This window comes from Pseudarthrobacter sp. Pseusp20, from assembly GCF_059492155.1.
The window spans coordinates 2,250,062-2,269,508 of record NZ_CP168521.1 but is presented as its reverse complement, the minus strand read 5'-3'; the positions used below and the strand labels follow the sequence as shown (position 1 = coordinate 2,269,508).

The 19,447-nt window shown below is 62.4% G+C and carries 15 protein-coding genes; 1 reads left to right on the top strand and 14 read right to left on the bottom strand.

Features of this window, described 5'->3' with window-relative positions; all coding sequences use genetic code 11:
- Nucleotides 1-55 precede the first annotated feature (55 nt).
- The 12 genes from ACEN9K_RS10475 to ACEN9K_RS10420 form a co-directional block, all read right to left on the bottom strand.
- Entirely contained in the window at nucleotides 56-1,096 is a 1,041-nt protein-coding gene (locus tag ACEN9K_RS10475; RefSeq protein WP_495634375.1) for a Gfo/Idh/MocA family protein, read from the bottom strand.
- A 78-nt stretch (nucleotides 1,097-1,174) separates the two neighbouring features.
- Nucleotides 1,175-2,656, bottom strand: a complete 1,482-nt coding sequence (locus ACEN9K_RS10470) for a glycoside hydrolase family 43 protein (RefSeq protein ID WP_495634374.1) — start codon at nucleotides 2,654-2,656, stop codon at nucleotides 1,175-1,177.
- Nucleotides 2,656-3,516, bottom strand: a complete 861-nt coding sequence (locus ACEN9K_RS10465; protein ID WP_134164236.1) for an ATP-binding cassette domain-containing protein — start codon at nucleotides 3,514-3,516, stop codon at nucleotides 2,656-2,658. The genes ACEN9K_RS10470 and ACEN9K_RS10465 overlap by 1 nt, the downstream gene beginning before the upstream one ends.
- Nucleotides 3,513-5,297, bottom strand: coding sequence for a dipeptide/oligopeptide/nickel ABC transporter permease/ATP-binding protein (locus ACEN9K_RS10460; RefSeq protein ID WP_488314708.1), 1,785 nt, complete (start codon nucleotides 5,295-5,297; stop codon nucleotides 3,513-3,515). The genes ACEN9K_RS10465 and ACEN9K_RS10460 overlap by 4 nt, the downstream gene beginning before the upstream one ends.
- Nucleotides 5,294-6,235, bottom strand: a complete 942-nt coding sequence (locus tag ACEN9K_RS10455) for an ABC transporter permease (RefSeq protein ID WP_134164237.1) — start codon at nucleotides 6,233-6,235, stop codon at nucleotides 5,294-5,296. Before ACEN9K_RS10455 ends, ACEN9K_RS10460 begins: the two co-directional genes overlap by 4 nt.
- 114 nt (nucleotides 6,236-6,349) lie before the next feature.
- Entirely contained in the window at nucleotides 6,350-7,909 is a 1,560-nt protein-coding gene (locus tag ACEN9K_RS10450) for an ABC transporter substrate-binding protein (RefSeq protein ID WP_166673057.1), read from the bottom strand.
- A 331-nt stretch (nucleotides 7,910-8,240) separates the two neighbouring features.
- On the bottom strand, nucleotides 8,241-8,891 hold the full coding sequence (locus ACEN9K_RS10445) for a TetR/AcrR family transcriptional regulator (RefSeq protein WP_134164239.1): 651 nt from the start codon (nucleotides 8,889-8,891) through the stop codon (nucleotides 8,241-8,243).
- A 181-nt stretch (nucleotides 8,892-9,072) separates the two neighbouring features.
- Nucleotides 9,073-10,134, bottom strand: a complete 1,062-nt coding sequence (locus ACEN9K_RS10440) for a LacI family DNA-binding transcriptional regulator (protein ID WP_134164240.1) — start codon at nucleotides 10,132-10,134, stop codon at nucleotides 9,073-9,075.
- A 105-nt stretch (nucleotides 10,135-10,239) separates the two neighbouring features.
- On the bottom strand, nucleotides 10,240-11,061 hold the full coding sequence (locus tag ACEN9K_RS10435) for an SDR family NAD(P)-dependent oxidoreductase (protein WP_134164241.1): 822 nt from the start codon (nucleotides 11,059-11,061) through the stop codon (nucleotides 10,240-10,242).
- Nucleotides 11,058-12,290 carry a glycoside hydrolase family 1 protein gene (locus ACEN9K_RS10430; RefSeq protein ID WP_134164242.1) on the bottom strand — a complete coding sequence of 411 codons (1,233 nt, stop codon included), beginning with the start codon at nucleotides 12,288-12,290 and terminating at the stop codon, nucleotides 11,058-11,060. Before ACEN9K_RS10430 ends, ACEN9K_RS10435 begins: the two co-directional genes overlap by 4 nt.
- A gap of 46 nt (nucleotides 12,291-12,336) precedes the next feature.
- Complete coding sequence (locus ACEN9K_RS10425) at nucleotides 12,337-15,009, bottom strand: family 78 glycoside hydrolase catalytic domain (protein ID WP_134164243.1); 2,673 nt, start codon at nucleotides 15,007-15,009, stop codon at nucleotides 12,337-12,339.
- 32 nt (nucleotides 15,010-15,041) lie between these two features.
- Nucleotides 15,042-16,265, bottom strand: a complete 1,224-nt coding sequence (locus tag ACEN9K_RS10420) for an MFS transporter (RefSeq protein WP_488314710.1) — start codon at nucleotides 16,263-16,265, stop codon at nucleotides 15,042-15,044.
- Nucleotides 16,266-16,580: 315 nt separating this feature from the next.
- On the opposite strand from ACEN9K_RS10420, the gene ACEN9K_RS10415 reads away from it, so the two are divergent.
- A complete protein-coding gene (locus tag ACEN9K_RS10415; RefSeq protein ID WP_488314711.1) occupies nucleotides 16,581-17,222 on the top strand; it encodes a TetR/AcrR family transcriptional regulator in 642 nt (213 codons plus the stop codon).
- Between the two features lie 467 nt (nucleotides 17,223-17,689).
- Here ACEN9K_RS10415 and ACEN9K_RS10410 read toward each other — a convergent pair whose 3' ends face one another.
- Nucleotides 17,690-17,911: a hypothetical protein gene (locus ACEN9K_RS10410; protein ID WP_488314712.1), complete on the bottom strand. Its 222-nt coding sequence runs from the start codon at nucleotides 17,909-17,911 to the stop codon at nucleotides 17,690-17,692.
- 309 nt (nucleotides 17,912-18,220) lie between these two features.
- A complete protein-coding gene (locus tag ACEN9K_RS10405; protein ID WP_134164245.1) occupies nucleotides 18,221-19,141 on the bottom strand; it encodes an acyl-CoA thioesterase in 921 nt (306 codons plus the stop codon).
- Nucleotides 19,142-19,447 lie beyond the last annotated feature (306 nt).

Here is a 19,447-nt window from a genome sequence, read left to right as displayed (position 1 = left end):
TTGGTACGGGTTGATGATGTGGGGTGGTTCGCGCAGCAGCGGGCCATCCTTCGATTCAGGCGTGTGTGATGTGGCCATCACTTTCAGAGGTTGCGGCGGCTTCCTCAACCTGATGGCGGATGGTGTCCAGGGTTCGGAATACGGCAATGGTGTGGGACGCGGGATGTGTCGGGTGCTGGGTTGCTCCGGAGCGGATCGCTTCGCCGGCGGCGCGGAGCATGGGGACGTATCCGTTGCCTTCGCGGTGATGTTGTATCGGGTCCGGGGCGAACATTGTGGCCCAGGATCCCCCATGGACAAGGAGGGTTGTCGATGTCCAAAACATGCCCGGGAGTGTGATCCATCCCTTGGTGCCGGTGATCGCAGCGGACGGATCGAGGAATTCGGTCATTGAACTCGCGCATTGGGCGAACCGGCCGTCCTCGAACTCAAGGGTGAAGTGTTCGGCGAAGTCGAGGCCGTCGGCTCTGAGCCGTCCGCGGGCGTGGATGCTTGCCGGTTCACCAAAGATGGTGTGGGCCAGCGTGACAGGGTAGATGCCCTGATCCAGAAGTGTTCCGCCGCTGCGTGCCACGTCCCACCTGCTGCCGCCGTCGGGGATCAGGGGAAAGCCGAACCCGGCACGCAGGCTTGCTGGTGTTCCGATGATCCCGGACTCCAGGAGTTCAACAAGGTGCTGGAACGCGGGATTGAACTTCATCCACATGGCCTCCAGGAGGAACAGGCCCCGGTGTTCAGCGAGGGCGAAGAGTTCCTGGACCTCGCGCGTGTTCGTGGCCATGGGCTTTTCGATGATCACATGTTTGCCGGCGTTCAGCGCTTGGCGGGCCATCGCAGCGTGGGTGGCAAAGGGCGTGGCGAGATACAGCGCGTCAACCAGGGGATCGGTGATCAGTGATGTGTAGTCGTTGGTCGAACGCGGGAGACCAAATTCCTCGGCGAACCGGGCCGCCTTGGTGTGGTCCCTGCTGAACACAACCTCTACGTGGTTGCCGGGAATGAGCTGCAGATCGGGCACGATGCTGCGGGAGATGGTGCCGGTCCCGGCGATGGCCCACCGCAAAGTGCCGTGGGGATGAGACGACGTTCCGTTCATGGGTTTCCCTATCAAAGTCGGGGGTTTATGGGTTGAAGAAACTCGTTAGGAAGGGCACCTGCTGCCCGACGTAGCCGCCTATGACCCGGCAGAGGGGTCCGTGGCATCTGCCAGGTATTCGAAGCGCTCCACGCGCGCCGGTCCGTCAAGGGCTTCCAGTCCGATGACTCTTCCCGTGAATCCGCCGGCGACTTCCGTGGACAGGTACCGGCCATCAATGGTCGCCAACACGTGGAAGTTGTCCGCTATGTAGCCCAGCTCAACCCGGTCCGGCCCTGTACGGGCACCATGCTGCTGCGGATTTCCTCGTGTCCGGAGCGCCAAAGGCGCTGTCGGCGGGATGCCGGTCGCTGATGCGAGAGTCTGGTCCAGAGGCCCAATGACAGCACGGGCGGATATGACGTTACCGCGGCGCTCAACCCCCGCCCAGTGTGAGTCGTCGATGCGGAGGATGAGGGCCAGGTTACCGGCGGGCGCGTCCACGGTCACCTGCCACTGGGCGTCCTGTGCCCTGACGGCGAGCAGCCGTTTGGCTTCCCTGTCCTCGGCCCTGCGTCCTGGGTCCAGGGTGAGGCCTCCGTTTCCGTTGGACCGGCAGAAACTGCCGGGAGGAACGCCCGGGGAAATCCAGCGCGGATGCAATTCCGGCTTGGTGAAGTCGTCAATGAAAGAGGTGGTTGTCTGGGGTTCCGGGTAACGGTCCGGGATGATTACGGGCCACTCGTTGGACCAGTCCACGCCGGAGAGGAACGTCTCGCGTCCGTTGACGTGGAAGCGCGGGAATTCCCCTCGTGGACGGACGCCCAGATAGACCATGGCCCAGGTGCCGGCGCGGAGTTCGACCAGGTCGGCGTGGCCGGTGTTCTGTACCGGGTGGGAGGTGCTGCGGTGCGTGAGGATCGGGCCGTCGGGATGAGCCTCGTAGGGCCCCGTGACCGTACGGGCGCGGCCTATGGTGACCGCGTGGCCGGGACCTGTTCCGCCTTCTGCGACGAGGAGATACCACCACCCGTTCTTGCGGAACAGGTGCGGGCCTTCCGGGGAGGAGAGCCCGGTTCCCCGCCAGATCAGTTCGGTTTCGGACAACAACTGGCCGGTGAGCGGATTGACCAGGGCGTGCGCGATGCCGCCCCTTGGGTCAGCCCAGGCGAGGTGGCAGTTGCCGTCTTCATCCCAGGACAGGTCCGGGTCCCAGCCGATGGCACCTGTGGTGTAGACGGGGTCACTCCAGGGGCCGGACGGGTCCTGGGCGTGAACGATGAGGTGCCCCTTGGCAACGTCCGTGATGTTGGTCGTTGCCATCCAGAACCTTCCGTCGTGAAAACGGATGGTGGGCGCGTAGATGCCTTTGCCGGCCCCGGAGAGGCCGGGGCTGACATTGAGCTGGCTTTCGCGGTCCAGGACGTTACCGATCTGTCGCCAGGTGCGCAGATCCCTGCTGGTGAATATTGGTACGCCCGGGAAGTACTCGAAGCTGGAGTTGATGAGGTAAAAGTCATCACCTGCCCGGCAGATCGACGGGTCAGGGTGGAAACCCGGAAGTATGGGTGCTGCCCCCATTATGCGACTCCAGCCTGGACGTTCTGTTCGCGGTGGAGCTCGGCGAGCCGGTGGCGTTCGGCGCGGCGTTTCTCCTGTTCCACGGGGTCTGCGATCGGCGCCGCGAGCAGCAGTTTCTGTGTATACGGGTGTTCCGGGGTGGACGTGACCAAGTCCGCTGGTCCTGTTTCCACGACGTCTCCCCTGTAGACGACACTGACGCGGTGGCTGATGTGGCGTACGGCTGCCAGGTCGTGGGAGATGAACAGGTAGGCGACTCCGGTCTGGCGTTGAATGTCGATAAAGAGATTCATGACCCGGGCTTGGGTGGAAAGGTCCAGGGCCGAGACGGGCTCATCGCAGACGATGAGTTTGGGTTCGGGGGCCAGGGCGCGGGCGATGGCGACTCTTTGACGCTGGCCGCCGCTGAACTCCCGCGGCAGGCGCTCGGCAGCGTCGCGCGGGAGACCTACCTGGTCCAGCAGCTTTTGGACGCGGGTTCGTGCTTCGCGGGCTGCTGCTCCTTGGACTATGAGGGGTTCGCTCAGGGTATCCCCGATGGTCAGTGAGGGGTTCAGCGAGGTATAGGGGTCCTGGAAGACGACCTGGATGTCTTTGGACAGGATTCGGCGGTCTTTAGGGCTGGCGTGGGTGATGTCGGAGCCTTGAAAGGTGATCCGTCCCCCGCTGGGCTTCACCAGACCCAGGACCGCCCGGCCGATGGTGGTTTTCCCGGATCCGGATTCGCCCACGACGCCGAGCGTTTCTCCCTCGCCGATGCTCAGGGAAACCCCATGCAGGACCTCGGTGGACTTGGGACGGAATCCGCGGTCGGTGAATGCGACGCGAAGGTCAGTCACGTCCAGTAGTGGCGTCGTCATGATTTTCTCTCCCCAGAAGCCGCCGCGACGGGCACGGGCGGGTCGGTTCGTACGGTGTGTTCGTCAAGGATCGAGCCCAGGAGCAGTTGGGTGTATGGGTGCTTGGGTTCGCGGAGCAGCTCCATGGCCGTGCCCGACTCGACAATCTGGCCGTCCTGCATGACGGCGATCCGGTCGCAGATGTCCGCGACCACGCCGAAGTTGTGGGTGACGAGCAGGACCGCCATGTTCAGTTCGGCCTGGAGGTCCCGTAGCAGGTCCAGGATTTCGGCCTGGACTGTCACATCGAGCGCGGTGGTGGGTTCATCGGCGATGAGAAGCTTCGGACGGCTTGCCACCGCTCCGGCAATCAGGACGCGCTGCGCCATTCCGCCGGAAATCTGGTGCGGGTAGGACCCGAACGTTCGCGGGGGATCCTGGATTCCGACGCGCTCCAACAGTGCGAGCACCCTGGCTTTCGCTTCCGCCCCGGAGATGCGGGCGGATGCGCGGAGGCCCTCCACGAGTTGCGCGCCGACAGTGTACGAGGGGTCAAGGTTCGACATGGGTTCCTGCGGTATGTAGGAGATCCCGCGGCCGCGCAGGGCGCGCAGGTCCTGCTCCCGGAGGCCGAGCAGTTCCCGTCCCTCGACCTGAATGGAGCCACGGACCACCACCGCCTCCGACGGGAGCACCCCCAGGACAGAGAAGGCGGTTTGGGTCTTCCCTGAACCGGACTCACCGACCAGGCCGAGGATCTCCCCTGCGCGAAGGTTGAGGCTGACCCCTTTTACGACCTCCTTCAGTTGCCCCGACGGCGTGGGGTAGGCAATTGCCAGGTCCTTCACGGACAACAGCTCTCCTGAACCGTCGCTGCCGGCGCCCTGTGTTGTGTTCTGGACACTGGGCCTGGCCGATTTTGCGGGTTTCAGTTTCACACCCTCGAAGGCGTCCCGCAGGGAGTTGCCGAGCAGTACGAGGGATGCCGTGAGGGTTCCGAGCAGGACACTGGGCCAGATGAATTGGGTCGGGTCCACGTACAGGTTGGTGAAGCCGTCCGCGATCATCGCGCCGAAGCTGGGAACGAGGTGCGACCCGACTCCCAGGAAGGCCAGGCCGGACTGGAGGCTGATGGCGGAACCGGCCAGGAAGGCGGTGGCGATGATGATGGGGCCGCGGACCACGAAGAGGACGTGCCGGCCCAGGATGCGGAGGTTGGAGAGCCCGGATACTCGGGCGGCATCCACGTACAGTTCATTCTTCACCCCGACAACGAGGTTCCGTACGAGGCGGTAAATCCCGGGTGAGAGCAACACACCAAAGATGAGCATGGTGGCGCGGTAGTCGCCCTTGGTGATCGGCATCAGGACGATGAGCAGCAGCAGCCCGGGGAAGGTCATAATGAGGCTGAAGACCCATTCTGTCGCGCTGCGCAGCCGCCGTCCGAAGTAGCCCCCGATCAGGCCGAAGGTCACGCCAATGACGAGGGCGACGCTCGCGCCGATGAGGGCTGCGATGATGCTTGTGTTGATTGAATGCAGGAGCCGGGACGCGATGTCGCGGCCGTTCTGATCAGCGCCCAGCGGGTACCCGGGCGTTCCTGGCACTGCGTTGATTGCGTTGAGTTGGGCCTCGTTGGGGTCGTGGGGGCCGATCCATGGGGTCAGGAGTCCGAGGACGATGATGACCAGCAGCAGCGCGGAGGTGATGACCGCTTGGGGGTCCCTGAGGAGTTTCCGCAAGGGAGATTTCCTTGGCGGGGTGGCCAGCCCGGGGTCGACGCTGAGTTCTTCGATGCTCAATAGATTCTCGCCTTCGGGTTGAGCCAGCCGTTTGCTACATCGGTAATGAGGTTCACCGTCACCACGAGCATGACGCCGAACAAAGTGATGCCCATGATGACGGGGATGTCGCCTTGGAGGGAGGCGTTGAACGCGTACTGGCCGTACCCGGGCAGCGCGAATACGTTTTCGATGATGAGCGCGCCGCCGAGCATTTGGATGAATTCGAGGGACAGGACGGTCAGTGCCGGGCTCGCTGCGTTCCGCAGCGCGTGGCGGAGCACGATGGACCGCGTCCGGATTCCACGTGTTCGCAGCGTGCGTACGTAGTCCTTGCGGAGTTCACCGATCATCGATCCGCGTATTTGCGCGGCCATGTTGGCCACTCCTCCGATGACGAGCACGATCACCGGAATGGTGATCGAAGCCGCCCACTTTGCGGGGTTTTGCGCGAAGGGGGTGAACCCGGTTGCCGGAAGCAGCTTCAGGTTCACAGCGAGGACTGCCACGAGGGCGATGGCAATGAGCAGCCCGGGAACGATGTGGCCAATCAGTGACAAGCCCTGGGATACTTTGTCGGCCACGCCGCCGCGTGAGGCTGCCCAGACCCCCAGGGCGACGCTGATGATCACCGTGATGATCAGCGCGGTAACGACCAGCGAAAGGGTGACACCCAAACGCGAAGCGACTGCGGGTGCTACGGGTTGGCTGGTGAAGAGGGAAGTGCCGAAGTTGCCAGTCAGTACTGATCCGAGCCAATCCAGGTATTGGACAAGGGAGGGCCGGTCGAAGCCGAGCTGGGTCATAAGGTCTTTGATGGACTCGGGAGTCGCTGCGCTCCCCAGCCGTTCGCGGGCCACGGATTCCAGCGAGCCGCTGAGGAGGAAGAACGTGATCATGGTAACCAGCAGCGCGAGGACGATGCCTGCGCCAAGGCGGCGCAGCGCGTACCCGATCATGCGCTGCCCCGGGATGTTTCCACTGGCATCTTTGAGCTCCTTGTGGTGGGGGTGACGGAAACGAGGGATGGCTGGCAAGGCCCGGCCCGCGCCGGGCCTTGCCAGGTTGTGAAGCTAGTGGCCCGATACCGCGAAGTCACGGACGGTAGGCAAAACGACCACCGAGGGGAGGAAGTCGACGCCGGGGGCGGTCGCCCAGAGGGTGCCGACATAGGCGATAGGGGCGTTCAGCGCGTGCTTGACGGTGTATTCGCTGATCTTTTTGTAGAGGTCCGCTCGTGCGCTGTCATTTGGCTCGTTGGCGACGTCCTGGAGCAACTTGTCGAATGCAGGGTCCTCCCACTTGAAGGGGTTCAGGAACGCCTGGGGGGTGTACATGTCCCCCACTTCCCGGCCCGCTTCGTTCAGGCCCGCAAACCAGAGCACGGCGGGATACTTTTTGGAGGCAACGGACGCGGCGGTGTTCTGCGGGGGTACCGGCTCCCACGTGACCTTGATCCCGATGTCAGCCAATGCCTGGGTGATGACGGGCTCAAAGTTCTGCGAGACGACGGTGCTGGGCATCGTCATCGAGAACCCGTCCGGGTAGCCGGCCTCTGCGAGAAGTTTGCGCGCCTTCTCCTTATCGAACCCATAGGTGCCCTCGAGGGCGGAGTTGTATGCGTCCCCGTTGGGGTTGAATACCTGGTCCGTCGGTTTGCCGACGCCGTTCAGGAGCGCTTTCACGATCTGCTCCCGGTCAAAGGCCAAGTTGATGGCCTGTCGGACCCTCTCATCTGCCAGTGCCGGGACGAGTTCGCCCTTCCGGTCAGCCAGGACCAGCACGAGGGCAGCAGTAGCCTGCACCTCCTTCACCGTGAACCCGGCGCCTTCGGCCTGTTTCCGCTGCGGAGCCTGGATCAGAGCCGCTTTGACTTCGCCTGCCTGGAGCGCGTTGTATTGTGCGGTCCGGTCCGCGATGACCTTCACCTTGACCGTTTTGAAGGGGAATGCTGCCGCGTTCCAATAGTCGTCACGCCGCTCCATGACGTACTCGGTACCGTCAGTTGTGGCGTCGGACAACACGTAGGGACCCGACCCGGTCGGGCGAAGCTTCGTTGTTGCCGAGGACAATGATTGAGCATCCCCGATGACGCCCGTCGCCTGTGCCAGGTAGTTCAACAGGGACGGCTCCGGTGAGGACAGTTGAAGAACAACTGTTGAAGCGTCGGGCGCCGAAACGGATGTCACTTTTGCAAGCTTGGACTGCTGCTGGCCAGGAGTGGTCCGTGTGCGTTCGAGGGTGGCGACAACGTCCTTGGACGTCACCGGAGCCCCGGTACTGAACTTCAGGTCGCCACGAAGTTTGAGGGTCAAGGTGCGCAGGTCATCCGAGTATTTCCAGCTTTCAGCCGCGTTGGGCTGGACCTTTCCGTTCTTGTCAACCATCAGCAGTGTGTCGAAGATCGACGCCCACACGTAGGACTGCTGCCCCTCGGCAAGTTGTGATGGGTCCAGGGACGCCGGCGGCGCCTGCACGGCAATGCTCAGCTCTTGATCACGGGACGGTGCCTGCTGCGGGGACGAGTCAGCGGCGGGCGATGAGCAGGCCGCGGTCGCCAGCAGCGCAGCAACAGCCGTTCCGGCGGACGCCGCGCGTGTCAGCGATTTCACTCGGGACAAGATGGAAATCATGTCGGGAGACTCCTTTGTCATTTGGGGTGTAAGGACAGTGCGTATTTGTGGACCAAAGTCGGATCATGGAATTTGTGGTGAGCCGCATCACAATGAAAGCATTCAAAGATCTTTAAGACAATCGGTTGACAACAAATTTCAGCAAATTTGTTTCCGTGTCATAAACAGTGCCCAAAAGATTAATTGGGCGCAGCAAAACAGCCCACAAGTCGCGCATTTGCACGGCGCAGCGCAGGCCACCAGAAGAAATATTGGAGAATTATGGCAACGGCTAAGGTTGACCGGCCGGGTTAACTGGGTGCCCCAATTGCACCAGCAGGGCATGAAAATACTAGATTTGGGATATTACCTCTGTAATTTTTCGCTGAGCTTCCATTACGGGCTGCCCCGTCAGTGCTTTAAACGCTTGAGAAACTTCCGACGCCACGTCGAAGGTGGGATTGATCAGCCATTGCAAGCGCAGCCCGCTCCAAACGGCCACCACCTGGCGGGCGACGACCTGAGGATCCAAGCCCGGCAGTGCAAAACCGTCGGCCTGCCGCCTTTGGATACCCTTGGCGAACTCGGCAACTGCGCGCTCCTGGTGGTCTTTGAGGAAGTTGTGTGCCGGATGGTCGGGGTTCACCGCTTCGGCGCTGAGCGCGAAGAAGAGCCGCGTCACGGCACGATCCTCCGAGCTAAGTCCCGCAAGCGCCCGCGAAGGCCACTCATGCCTTTGCCCGTCACTGCCCAGGAACTGCTGCGTCAGCAAGGCCCGGCTGTCCTGATTGGCCAACTCCATGGCCGCAACGAGGATGTGATCACGCGTAGGGAAGTGGTACAGCATTGCGGTCTCGCTCATACCGGAACGGGACGCAACTTCGGACGTCGTGAGGGCGCGATGACCCTTCTCAAGAACGATGTCCAGGGCGGCACGCGCAATTGCCGACCGCCGTTCAACTGTCTTGGCGTAAGGCTTTCGCGTCCGCGTCGTCGACTCCATAGCTGAATATTATCGGAAAACCGAGCAGCACACTATAGTTATCCGCTTCCAATCCAGATACACCGCACGGGAAAGTACCTCTGAAGCTAAAAACAGAACCGTACTCAGAAATGGCGTTCGAATGACGGCGCCGGCGTTCGCCAGCTGCATACCTTCCTGACCGCGGCAGCCCGAGCGAACCCTATGCTGCCAGGAGGCGCCCACTGGAGCCGCGCAGGACCAGCTCCGTTTCAGCGAGGAGTGTTTGGGTCTCGCCTTGAGATCCACCCAGGAGGTCCAGCATCAGCCGGGTCGCCAGAGAACCACATTCGCCCAAGGGAGAGCGAATGGTCGTCAAGGCCGGGGTGGTGAAGTCGGCGCCAAAGATGTCATCAAACCCCACGATGCTCAGGGCATCGGGCACCAGGATTCCCGCAGCCTGCAGCTCCTGCATCAACCCTATGGCCAGGAGATCGTTATAGGTCATGACAGCAGTGGCACCGCTTTCCAACACCGCCCGGGCGGCCCGACGGCCACCTTCCAGAGTGGGCTTCGTCGACTCCAGCCGTGTGGCCGCCAGCTTCGACCACTCACACGCCGCCTGAATTCCCTCCCACCGGCGGTCAGACATCCAGGAGCGGGGAGGACCGGCAACATACACCAGCTTCTTATGGCCATGGGAGGCCAGGGCCCGGACAGCTTGGCCTATCCCCTTTGCTGTATCCGGGACAACGCAGGTGACGCCCTGAATCTCCCGGTGGATCACCACGACATGCTTGTCACGGGCAAGACCCCGAATGTCCTCGTCTTCCATGCGGGGACTGGCGAGGATGACGCCATCCACAGTTCCAAGCATGCGGCGCGCCGCCGTCAATTCCGCGACCCCGGACTCGTCCGATTCGGCAAGCACCAGGGTGTAATCCTGCCCGGCAGCAGACTTTGCCGCACCCCGGATAATTTCGAAGAACGTTGGATTGGTAATATCAGCGACGATCAATCCCAAGTTTTTGGTCTGCCCGGACTGAAGTGCACGAGCAAAAGGGTTCGCGCGGAAGTCCAATTCTTGAACCGCGTCCTCGACGAGTTTCTGTGTTTTCAGACTGACCCGGCCGGGCTTATTAAGTGCTCGGGAAACCGTTGATGGATTTACGCCTGCCAATTTAGCAATATCGTATATTGTTACCGACGATGATCCCCCGCCCCCACTCGCCTTAAGCGCTTTCACCTGCGTTCGATCGACCTCTTTTCCGTGGTCAGGGGTCATAGCACAATGGGGCTTTCCTGAAGGCGGTATTTAGGCGGCCGCGCGAAGAGCAGAAGTCCGGTTCCATGGCGGTCATACAATTCTTCTCCGAGTGGTTTTCTGGTATCAGATGGTTTGTCCTGCGTCGGCGAGGAGTGTGCTGCCGGTCATGATGGTTGACAGGTCGCTTGCGCAGAAGAGGACGACGCGCGCGATGTCATCCGGGGTGCCCATGCGGCCGATGAGGCTGTTGGTCATCACCGCCATGGTTTGGCCGGAGTCTTCGTGTGGCGCGTGTGCTGCTGCCGCGGCCATATTGCCCTCGGTGGGAACGAAGGTGGGTGCGACGCCGAGGACGCGGATTCCGAGGGGCGCGAATTCGAGGGCCATCTGTTTGGTCATTCCGCGGACGGCGTGTTTGGATCCGACGTAGGCGGAGAGCCCGGGAGCTGTCCCGGTGAATCCTGCGGTGGAGACGATGTTGATGATCACCCCGCCGCGGTTGTCGCCGGTCATGTGCCGTGCTGCTTCCCGGGACCCGTTGAAGACGCCGCGGGTGTTCACGGCGAAGACCTGTTCCCAGGTGCCGTCCGGTGTTGCCAGGATCGGAAGGCTGGGAAAGATTCCGGCGTTGTTCACCCAGATATCGATGCCATCAAATTCTTCGGATGCTGTTTTAGCGGCGGCGCCGACCGATTGTGAGTCGGTAACGTCCATGGCTGCCCCCAGTGAGCGCACCGGGAAGCGGGCAGCAATATCGTCGGCACTGGCCTGGGCCCGTTCGGCGTTGATGTCGCCGATGAGGATGTTGGCACCGGCTTCTGCAAGCCGGAGCGCGATCGCTTTTCCGAGCCCTTGCGCCCCGCCCGTGACGACGGCGTTCCGGCCGGCCAGTGAAAGGAGGTTTGCCAGTGGTGTTGCGGACACGTCCGCGAAGGCGGTTGTCATGAGCGGACCCCGGCGCCCAGTTCGTTGTGCTGGGCCACGCGGCCGAGCCAGGCGAGGCTTGGTTTGGGGGTGCGGGTGAAGGAGTCCCTGTCGACGGATACCAGGCCGAAGGTGGGCTCCCAGTGTCCCCATTCGAAGTTGTCCAGGAGTGACCAGTGAAGGTAGCCGCGCACGTCGATTCCTTCAGCGATGGTTTCGTGAAGGCCGGCGAGTGCTTCGGTGGTGTAGCGGATCCTTTGGTTGTCATCGGCGGTCGCGATCCCGTTCTCGGTGACAAGGACGGGAACGCCTTCGGTGATGTCCCAGGCGTGGCGGACAGCCATGCTGAGTGCGTCGGGGCGGTAGGCCGTGCCGACCAGGGTGTTGTCGGGGCGGGGCGGGTGCGGGACGAGGCCGTTGGCGTCCACTTCCTGGCTGGAGTAGGCCTGGACGCCAACGAAGTCGTCGCCGCGGCTGCCCTCCCAGTAGACGTCCTCTTTGCCGTACCGGATTTCACGGAGCTTTTCCTCCCCGCCGGGGGCCGGGGTGAGGGCTCCGGCGGCGATGGTCCATCCGACCTTGGCGGTGGTGCGTGCCCGAATGATGTCCCGGGCGGCATGGTGGATCGCGGTGAAGGTGCGGCCGATTTCGGGATCCGCGTACGTGAGGAATTCACCGTGCGACTGTTTCTGCTCGCCTTCACCTTCAACGGTGGGGCTTTGCCATTGGGCTCCTTGGGTCTGCTGCATCCGACGCATGGCGGTCATGATGGCCGCCTGCATGTTCGGCTCGTTCATAGTCACCACCCACTTGACGCCCTCCAGGATGCCCGTGGCTGCGGTGACGTAGCGCTGGAACTTTTCGGAGGCATCCGGTGCCAGCCAGCCGCCGTCGTTCGCGAACCATTGCGGAGTGGTGAAGTGCTGCAGGGTGACCACCGGCGTAACGTTCCGCTCGAAGCAGTACTCGATCATGCGGCGGTAGTGGGCGAGCTCGGCCTTGGAGAAGTGCCCGGGGACCGGTTCGATCCGGGACCATTCGAGGCTGAACCGGTAGGACGTCAGGCCGGCGTCGGCGAGGAGCGCGATGTCCTCCCGGTGGCGGTGGTAGCTGTCGCAGGCGTCGCCGGAGAGTTCCATGCCGGGCATGGTCAGTTCTCGGGCCCACCAGTCGCTGTTCACGTTGTTGCCTTCAATTTGGTGGCCGGCAGTTGCGGCGCCCCATAGGAAGCCGTCGGGGAAAGTAGCCATATCATCCTCTTCGTTAAGTGTCGTGCCGCCCTGTCGGGGGCAGTTTTCAAACTGTTGCCGCTGAGCGGCGCGGGTCTGCTGTGCTTGTTTGCGCGAAAGCGCCGGCGGCACGAAACCTGCCGGGGCCAGCGGCGTATTCGGTGCCGTTGGGGAAGACGATGCGGGCGGTAGTGCCCGCGGGTATGTCGGCGTCGATACGTATTTCGTCACCGTCGAGCTGCCAGTGAACGCTGATCGTCCCGTTTGGCGTTTCGTGCGATCCGCGAGCCCACGTGAGGCTTGGACCAGGGGTTGGGGCGATGACGATGGACCGCCAGGCCACCGATCCGGAATCCTGCCGCAGGCCGAGCGTGTATTCGTGGAGGAATCGGAGAACGGTGCCCTTGCTGTAGTGGTTCAGGGAATCGTGGGCGTTGCCCTCGTGGTCGATGCCTTCCCAGGATTCCCAGATGGTGGTGGCGCCCTTGTCTACCATGTACAGCCACGACGGCGAACTGCTCTGCAGGAGCAGCTCGTACGCGACGTCCTCACGGCCGGCCTCAACGAGCACCGGCAGGAGGTCCCCCGTGGAGAGGAAACCCGTTCCCACATGTGTGTCCGCGTACCGGATCAGCTCGACGAGGCGGTTGGCGGCAGTGGCGCGGGCTACGTCGGGCAGGAGGTCGAATGAGAGCGCCCGGACATAGCTGGCCTGGCTGTCCGCGGCAGTGGTGCCGTCCTCGCGAAGGTAGGCGGCCTGCCATGCCTGCCGGACGGACTCCGCAACGGCCGCATACGTGGCTGCCTCTTCCGTCCGTCCCAGAACGTGGGCTGCCCGGGAAAGTGTTGCCGCGGACCGGTAGAGGTACGCGGTGCCGACCTCGCCCTTGTCTTCCATGAACCAGGCCATCGGGTTGTCCTGGACGGGGTCGATCAGTTTCCCGCTGGCGTCGCGCTTTTTCGGTTCGGTCCATTCGCCCCAGTGGAAGGTACCGTCCCAGAGGTACTCCTCGAAGGGTTCCGGTTCGGAAGCCGTCTGGGCCCGGGTGTGGTGGCGGCTGGTGCGTGCCTTGTCGAGGGCCCATTGGACCCACCGGGTCATGGCGTCCCAGTTCTCGGCGAGAACCGCCTCGTCCCCGTACTCCTCATAAAGGGCCCAGGGAACCGCGACGATCGCGTCCCCCCACCCGGCAGACCCGGTCATCATTGCGAACTGGTCATCGAGGTTTTTTTTAATGCGGCGACCGTCGGGGGAAAAGTTGGTGATCCGTCCGTCCTCAAGCTGGTCGTCGCGCACGGACCTCAGCCATTTCCGGCTGAACCCGAGCACGTCCCGCAATCTGGTGGCGGTGGAAATGAACACCTGGTAGTCCCCCGTCCAGGCCAACCGTTCCCGGGTGGGGCAGTCGGTCGGGACGTCGACGGCGTTCCCGAGGAAGCTCCATTCCCCGATGCTGTGCAGGCGGTTCACGTCCTCGTTGCTGCACGAGAAGTCTCCGGTCCGGCGAAGGTCCGTATGAACCACCTGCATGCTCAGCGTCGACGGATCCAAGGTGGCTCCGTCACGGCTGATGCGGGCGTATTGGAAGCCGTGGACCGTGTGCCGGGGTTCGAACACTGCGGCGGAGGGTCCGGCTGTCACTTCATCACGCTGCAGGAAGACTCGTATCGGTTCTCCCGGCCGGCGGGAATCAAGGTGGGAGGTTGAGAGGTCACCGTCCGGGCCGAGGTGTTCGCCGTACTCGATCACGGTGCGCGTGCCGTCTGGTCCGAGGTTCCCGAGGCGGATCCAGCCGGACGCGTTCTGGCCGAAGTCGGCCACCCATACACCCGGCCTGATCTCAGAAATGTGTTCCGGCGGGCGGGAGTCAATGACTCGGACCGGCGGTGCCGGTGACCAGTCGATGGGTGGTGTCTCTACCTGGCCGACGAGTACTTTTGACGTTGGTTGAGCAGGCTTGCGGAAGTCAACGCTTTGACCATCCATCAAGTCGGCGCGGGTCGTGGTCGAGGAGGCGCTCGTCCAGGTGCCATCCGTGAGGATCACCCGGCGGGTTCCGTCGCTGAGTTCGATATGCAGTTCTGCGCGTGTCCCGAGGGTGGTGCCCCAGCCGGCGGGCAGCCGGAACGCGCCGACCTGACCGCGGTACCAGCCATCGGACAGCTCAAAATCCACCTGGTTGTGCCCCGGCACCAGTGAGGACGCCACGTCGAAAGCCTGCGCGTATAGTGTGCGGTCATACGACGTCGACCCAGGGGAAAGTTCCGCGGTACCTGCCCGCTCGCCGTTGACAAACGCCGTGTAGACGCCGAGGGCTGTGGCGTAAAGCCGGGCTGATTTCACCTCAACCGGCAAGTCGAAGTGGGTACTGAGGATGTGTGCGGGCCGGTGGCCGTAGCCCGGGTCCACCGGCTCAGCCGGGGAGATCCAGGATGCGGTCCAGTCTGCGTCCAGCAGTCCGGCTTCGAAAGCGGACCAATCAGACCAGTCATCCGAGGCTGCTGCCCGAACCCGCCACTGGACCCGCTGTCCGCTGCGAAGAGGCCGCCAGGGCCAGAAGACGTACAGTCGCTGGTCCGTCGTCATGGTGGGCTGGGGTACGCCGTCGATGGTCGATTCGAGTTCGTACGGAGCGGTGGTAGCCGCCGGAGTCTTCCATGACAGCCGGGGGGCAGGTCCCGTGACGGGGAACTGGTCTCCACCGCTGTCGACGGCAAGATCGTAAGGCACTGCGCCCATGGGTGGTTCCTTCTTCCTTGGTGCAGCCGGTGCTACCGGACTGATTTGACCTTGAGTGCGATCACTGTGCCGCCCAGCAGGGCCAAGACGGCGCCGCTGAGGTAAAGGAGCGTGTAGTTCTTCTCCGCCCCGATGGCGCCGAGCGTGATAACCACGGACGCGATGAGGGGTGCTACTGCGCTGGGGATCTTCTGTGCGAAGGCCACCACCGCCATGTAGCGGCCAGTTTCGGTGCGGTCGGGCAGGATCGCGAAAATAATGGCTTGGTCAACTGTTGCGAACACTGCGATCGAGGTCTGCATGAGCACCGCGCCGATGATCAGCTGGGGCAAGGACCATGCGGTTGCCTCCGCCAAGGCTCCCCCGACAAAGAGGACCGCGGAGATCACCACGAACAGGCGGCGGCGCCGCAGTTTGTCGGACAGGAAACCGCCCAGCAGAGCGCCGGCCGCGGCAGCGACCACGCCCAGCATCCCGATGGTGGCCACGACCCCGGCCACTTCCCGGACGGGGAGGTTGAGGCGCTGTGCGTAAAAGAAGGTGCCGAACGTGGTGTTGAAGTACAACCCCATGAAGAACACGAACCGGCCCAGCCAGTTCCAAGCAAAGTCGGGGTACCTGCGCACGTTGAAGCCGTAGCTGGCCACCACCGACTTCGCAGTAACCTGCGAAGTTACGGCAAGGTCCTTCGAGCTGCCCTCGGGCTTGATGATCGGAAGCAGAGCCAGGAGCACCGCGCCAATCACGCCAGGGATAACGAAGACCAGCAAGGTGTTCGACGAAACGGCGTAGGCCACCCCGATACCCAGGACGGGCGCGATCTGAGTCATGAGCCCCGTGAGTGCAGAGACCTTTCCACGCTGTTGCTCCGGCAGCTTATCGGCCATCAAGTTCTGGATCGCGGCGCCGGAAATGGACCAGCCGGACATGCCCAAGACCCAGCCCGCTCCGACGATCATCAGGTTCGGGGCAAGCCCCATCACGACCAGACCCGCCAGACCGATGCCCGTCCCCAGGAAGATGAACGGGGTACGGCGGCCAAAACCGGACCGCATCCGGTCACTCCAGATTCCCACCATCGGGCTGATGACCAGATAAATCAATTGGGCCGTGCCGGTGATGTAACCCAGCACCTCTTCATGGCCTGGAGCCAGTTCGCTGATCCGCACCGCGATGCCATACGAGAGGGGCACCATCATGGCGATGGATGCGCCGAAGCTGGCGAGCATCAGCCAAAGAATGTAACTCCTGCTCACAGGTGACTGAGGTTCCTCGGGGAGGGCCCTAACACCGTCGGAGGCTTCGCCGGGATTTTGGTTTCCGGGCACCGGCTGCGCGGCCGCAACGCCGCCAGCGAAACGAGAAGCCTCTTGTTCGTTCGTAGTCACCTATGACTCCTTAATCGAATGGCTTTCAGCCCTGCGGCAACGCGGACTCCGGACGACAACGGTGTCGAAAGCCAAGTAAATAGTAACCATTATGGTTAGTCTTCGAGAAATAGTAGTCACGATGGTTACAATTGGCAATACCCTCACCACGGAATAGCGAGCATCAGAAATGAGACGATCTTCGTGACCACGACTGCAGAGCAAGAGAACGAGATGAAGGCAGCCCCACGACGGCGCGGCCCGTACGCGTCAACGCCCGCACGACGGACGGAGATCGTCAGGGCCGCTTCAGCAAGCTTCGCCGAGCATGGCTACGAAAGGGCATCCCTGCGGGATATTGCTGCCCGGGCAAACTTGACCCACGCCGCATTGCTCCGCCACTTCGCCACGAAGGATGATCTTCTGCTGTCAGCCCTCGCCCAGCGCGACGCCGACGATGAGGAATTCGCCCGACGGATCCTTGAATCCAAGGTGCCCAAGGAAAAGGTCATGAGCAACATCCTTCAGGAGGAATTTGCCCACCCTGAACAGCTGCGGAACTGGCTGGCCATCACCATCGCAGCAACAAACCCCAACCACCCCGCGCACGATTTCTTCATCGCCCGCCGAGAACGCATGCGCCAACACTTCACGAGCAAGAGACTCGCGACCACGCAGGACAGTAAGGAACTCAGCGCAGACGACAAAGTGACCATGGTGATGGCGATGGTCGACGGCCTCCGGATACAGTTCCTCCTCGACCCGCAACGGGCGACACTGCACCTCATGGACACCCTCATGCAGTTCATCGCCTCACCAGAGCAAACCCAAAGTCAGTCCGATTGATCCAAGGAATACCCGCTCGGGGAGCTGATTGATACCGACGGGAGAGTTCGGCGCACGGACGGCGAGCTAAAACCAAGGCTCTGTCGGGAGTCGGATGACGCGGGACAAACCGTCTGCCGACGTCCGGCCAAAACCAAGGCACGGGACACGGGCACCGCCGAAGAATGTGTGAATGTTTCGTTCCGCACGGGGCGGCAAACTGCACTTCAACCGCCGCAGGTGCCGTAACGGGGGCTCCGACGCTAAGGTTCAGGCTGCTCTTCTGGCGGGGTCAGTGCGTGTGGGCCAAGAACCGTAGAGTTGCGTCCACCCGAATGTCGTCAGATGGGACTCAGAGCCACGCAGGTTGCAAGGGGCGGGAGGCTGTGCCAAGGGGTTCACCTTTTAGCGCTTGCCCTGGGCGATTTCAGGGCCGGTACAGAAGCGACTCTCTTCTTTGGCCCGGTCGTCCGCGGATGGACCAAGTCTCAGTCGTCATTAGAACGGTCCTCATAAACGGTGTACCCGCAGGCAACATCCGCAGCGGTTTCGACAGTGTATTTTCCCGGTCCTCGTCGGGTTACTCTGATGCCATGTTTCAGATCGAGGGCATCGGGGATGACTTTGCTGACAGCCGAGTTCAGAAGATCGTCAACTTGGGAGGCGTCCGTCGTCGTAACGCGGCAGATCGTGCCAAGGTTTTGAATCATTGCTCTTTCTTATCTTTTTCGCCAAAGCTTTTGTGCCTTCAGGCGGCACCCGGGTCTTTGCCGCGTCTTATCATCCAAAGGATGCTTCGGTCTGCTGCGGTCATGTTAACCGTGCCGGGGATGGCCGGGAGGTTAGGCGAAATTACCTGAATTGTGTCTTGGCGGCCAAGCGTCGACCAGTTGGGGGTGGGAGTGGTCATCTCTTTTTCGCGCTCCATACGCCTGGGTTAACCAGAGGGATGACTGTTTTACCATTTCCGACTCTGCAACCGGTTCTGTTGAAGCTTCGGCCCTTGAAATGCTTTTGCCCTACTCTTGACAGTGCTCCTTTGCTGCGCGAAGAAGATGATCGCCTATTCTGGTTAGTTCGCTACGGAGTCTGATGATTTCTCTTGCATGGGCGGCCAGCCTCCGATCTTCCGCTGTTTGTTCGGGGATTGCCGTTGGAACAGTCTGGCGCTCGTCGACCGTAAAGATCATCATGCATCGTGTGGTCAGGGAGAGTTTGTCTGGACCCTGTTGAGGGGCTGACCTCACGAGGATGCTGATGTGGATGTCGCGGCCGTTGACCAGGATGGCACGGGCATCAACTTCGACGATGTCTCCGATGCGTATTGGGTGGTGGAAGTGGATGCCTCCCGAGTATGTGGCATGCACCCCTTCTGGGCTGCAGAGCACGGCACAGGTTGCAGCTGCCTCGTGGATCCACCGCATGACGGTCCCCCCGTGGGCGTTCCCTGCCCAGTTCGCGGTGTCAGACCCGGCAACGAACCTGAGGGTGCTTCTGGATGCGGTGCCTTCTTCGGAGTACTGCTCGGCCAGCATTGCGTCTTTGATCCGGGTCCGCACCGGTATTCGTTCCAAGGCGAGTTTCTGCCGTGCGGAGTCTTCGAGGCTTTGAGGTTTCCAGGGCCTGACGCGGTGTGGTCTGCCCTGTTCGTTCACGGCGACGAGTACCAGGATGCAGTGCATGGCGCGGCTGAATTCTGACTCCTGGAGTCCCCGGGCGTGTACGGAAACCAAGACGTGGATGCTGGAGCTGCCGGTGTGGATGACTTTGGCGTCGACCTCGACCACATCGCCGGGGCCTATGTTCCCGTCGTAGTGGACGTTTCCGACATATGCGGTGACGCAATAGCTAGTACTCCAGGCAGCGGCGCAGGCGTAGCCGGCCCGGTCTATCCATTCAAGAACGCGGCCTGCCTGCACATGCATACCGGTGTGGTCCATGTCTTGGGGTGAGGTAAGGAAGCGCAGCGTCAGCTGGTCTTCTGCGGCCGGCCGGTCGGGGGTTGTTGTGCTGGCAGTGATGGTCTTGTCCGTTCTCGTGGCCGGTCAGCCAGAGCGGCTGAGATGGGCGCGGATGGCACGTGCTGGAGGTGTTGAAAGCGTTGGCCCATCATGGAGGTGGGCCAACGTTGATGGGCGGGATCCCCGGTTGGTTTAGTCTGTCTCGGGCGCCCGGCGGTAGTGGCAGTCAGGGTCGCATGCCTCGGCCGGCGCGCCTTGGGGCATGGTTCGGTTCCTTGCTGGTTT

What these genes read in the sequence shown, in the direction of transcription:
- ACEN9K_RS10475 (WP_495634375.1), bottom strand. Translation starts at nt 1,096, where the DNA reads ATGAACGGAACGTCGTCTCATCCCCACGGCACTTTGCGGTGGGCCATC.
- ACEN9K_RS10470 (WP_495634374.1), bottom strand. Translation starts at nt 2,656, where the DNA reads ATGGGGGCAGCACCCATACTTCCGGGTTTCCACCCTGACCCGTCGATC.
- ACEN9K_RS10465 (WP_134164236.1), bottom strand. Translation starts at nt 3,516, where the DNA reads ATGACGACGCCACTACTGGACGTGACTGACCTTCGCGTCGCATTCACC.
- ACEN9K_RS10455 (WP_134164237.1), bottom strand. Translation starts at nt 6,235, where the DNA reads ATGATCGGGTACGCGCTGCGCCGCCTTGGCGCAGGCATCGTCCTCGCG.
- ACEN9K_RS10450 (WP_166673057.1), bottom strand. Translation starts at nt 7,909, where the DNA reads ATGATTTCCATCTTGTCCCGAGTGAAATCGCTGACACGCGCGGCGTCC.
- ACEN9K_RS10445 (WP_134164239.1), bottom strand. Translation starts at nt 8,891, where the DNA reads ATGGAGTCGACGACGCGGACGCGAAAGCCTTACGCCAAGACAGTTGAA.
- ACEN9K_RS10440 (WP_134164240.1), bottom strand. Translation starts at nt 10,134, where the DNA reads ATGACCCCTGACCACGGAAAAGAGGTCGATCGAACGCAGGTGAAAGCG.
- ACEN9K_RS10435 (WP_134164241.1), bottom strand. Translation starts at nt 11,061, where the DNA reads ATGACAACCGCCTTCGCGGACGTGTCCGCAACACCACTGGCAAACCTC.
- ACEN9K_RS10430 (WP_134164242.1), bottom strand. Translation starts at nt 12,290, where the DNA reads ATGGCTACTTTCCCCGACGGCTTCCTATGGGGCGCCGCAACTGCCGGC.
- ACEN9K_RS10425 (WP_134164243.1), bottom strand. Translation starts at nt 15,009, where the DNA reads ATGGGCGCAGTGCCTTACGATCTTGCCGTCGACAGCGGTGGAGACCAG.
- ACEN9K_RS10410 (WP_488314712.1), bottom strand. Translation starts at nt 17,911, where the DNA reads ATGATTCAAAACCTTGGCACGATCTGCCGCGTTACGACGACGGACGCC.
- ACEN9K_RS10405 (WP_134164245.1), bottom strand. Translation starts at nt 19,141, where the DNA reads ATGGACCACACCGGTATGCATGTGCAGGCAGGCCGCGTTCTTGAATGG.